Here is a 2,398-nt window from a genome sequence, read left to right on the forward strand (position 1 = left end):
GTAGCCTAGGTCGTAGAGCTTTTCTTTCAACGCCTGGGCTTCAGGGCTGCGCACGCCGTCTTTCAGGACGCCGCTGTCGCCAGAATCACTGTCGGTGCTGTCCTCCGAGCTGCTGTCGTCGTTCGACGGCGGATTCTGCATGACTTCACCCAGTTTGGCGAGCGTGTTCGGCCCGGCGACCCCGTCTACGTACAAATCATGATCGCGCTGGAATGCTTTCACCGCGGCTTCGGTCTGCGAGCCGAAGTTTTCGTTCGGTTCGGCAATGTCGAGGTAGCCCAGTTCATACAGGTCTTCCTTCATCGCTTGGGCTGCCGGGCTGCGCACGCCGTCTTTCAGGACGCCGCTGTCGCCAGAATCACTGTCGGTGCTGTCCTCCGAGCTGCTGTCGTCGTTCGACGGCGGATTCTGCATGACTTCACCCAGTTTGGCGAGCGTGTTCGGCCCGGCGACCCCGTCTACGTACAAATCATGATCGCGCTGGAATGCTTTCACCGCGGCTTCGGTCTGCGAGCCGAAGTTTTCGTTCGGTTCGGCAATGTCGAGGTAGCCCAGTTCATACAGGTCTTCCTTCATCGCTTGGGCTGCCGGGCTGCGCACGCCGTCTTTTAGGACGCTGCTATCGTCAGGATCACTCTCATTGCTGTCATCACTGCTTGAAGAAGAATTTTTATGTATAACTTCAGCCAGTTTCGAAAAAGTATTCTGTCCTGCAACTCCATCCACAGTCAATGAATGGGCCCTTTGAAATTCCTTTACCGCTTTTTCCGTTTTTGAACCGAAATATTGATTAGGCTCGGCAATGTCTAAATAACCTATTTCGTAAAGGTCTTCCTTCAGCTCCTGAGCTTCTACACTTTTATCACCGTATTTTACTATATTGGAAGCTGCATTGACCGAGGAAGGGCTAGACAATACAAACGAAAAGACAAGCAAAAGACCAGCTAACGCGAATATTAAATTTTTGAACATGCTAATTATTTCTTCACTCCTTTTTGTATAAATTGAATTTAGTGCATGTTTTCATTCTAGTTAGGACGTAAGAACTAATCAATAGGTAATTATTACACAATAGATTTGCCATTATTATTTACCTCCTTCGAAAAAAATCCTAAAATAGTCTGTTTTTATCGTTATTTATTAATTTAATAATTTTCCTCTCCGGCTTGCTATAATTAGTTCTAAAGAATTAATTATTGTTATTGTTTTTAATTACAATAGTCGATAAAAATTTTAAAATTTAGTTTTTTGTGAAATTTTCCTTAGTCATGCCGATAATACCTATGCGTTATTTAATTAGGAGGTTAGATATGTTTTCATTCAAAAAAATCATTTTTTTTAGTTCCTTTATTGTTTCTGTCTCCTTATGTACTTTTACTGATACTGCACATGCCAACGAGAAAGACGATAGTAAAGAGTTAAACATAACGGAAGGTACTGAAGCTTCTGAAGTGAAAGAACTCGAAGAAGCTTTAATCATTTTAGGTTATCCTCTGGAAGAAGCCGACACTCTGTTTGATAGTATTACATCTATTCATGTTTCGGATTACCAGGAGCAAAATAATTTTGAAGTAACAGGCGAAGTTGATCAAGAACTGCTTGATAATATTTTGAAAGATATAAAAATAATAGAAGAAAGCGAAGTCGAGAGTGAGAGCAGTAACACAAGCGTTGGTATAGAAGAAGCCGGTACAGATTCCTCCCCTAATCAGAAAGACGATGAAGACAGCAGCAATGAACTACAAAAAGAAGAACCACAGGAAACGGACAGCGATGACACTGAAAACGAACAGGCAGAAAGTGAACCACAGCATTCAGAAACTGAAGAAAAATCAGCAGATGAAGAAAAACAAAGTGCAGAAACCGAAGAGGCTTTTGAGGACGTCGAGGATGAGGAAACCACTCAGACTTCAGACAGTGACGGCCAGGACTCAGAACAAGAAGAATCAGATGAAGAAAAAAATACAGCAGAAGAACCACAAAACATAGAAGTTGAGGAAAAAGAGCCAGTGACGCAAGAAATGAAAATTGACGATGACCAAGAAACGGCGGAAGACGAAAGCTCCAAAGAAGCAAAGGCAGATGATGAAGCATCAATCGAACAAAAAGAAGCAGCATCGCAAAAAGCCAGATCTTTCGTGTTGGCAACCAATACTTTCTCTACCTCTACTGTTTCCAACAGCACACTCCTAAAAGACGGTGTGACCAGTCCAGCCGCTCAGACGATGAAAACAGACCTGTATGAGCTGGGCTACCTCGATATCGCCGAGCCGAATGACCACTTCGGGCCGAAGACGGAAACTGCCGTGCAAGCCTTCCAGCGTGACCATGATTTGTACGTAGACGGGGTCGCCGGGCCGAACACGCTCGCCAAACTGGGTGAAGTCATGCAGAATCC

2 protein-coding genes are annotated in these 2,398 nt (G+C 44.2%); one reads left to right on the forward strand and one right to left on the reverse strand.

Annotation, left to right across the window (positions count from 1 at the left end):
• The coding region (locus tag Q9M42_RS15475; protein WP_322527332.1) for a peptidoglycan-binding domain-containing protein at positions 1–972 on the reverse strand (972 nt) is incomplete at its 3' end.
• Between the two features lie 338 nt (positions 973–1,310).
• On the opposite strand from Q9M42_RS15475, the gene Q9M42_RS15480 reads away from it, so the two are divergent.
• On the forward strand, positions 1,311–2,398 hold a 1,088-nt coding region (locus Q9M42_RS15480; RefSeq protein ID WP_322527333.1), incomplete at its 3' end, for a peptidoglycan-binding domain-containing protein.

The sequence above is a fragment of the Marinococcus luteus genome (assembly GCF_034497705.1).
Taxonomy (GTDB): Bacteria; Bacillota; Bacilli; order Bacillales; family Marinococcaceae; genus Marinococcus; species Marinococcus luteus_A.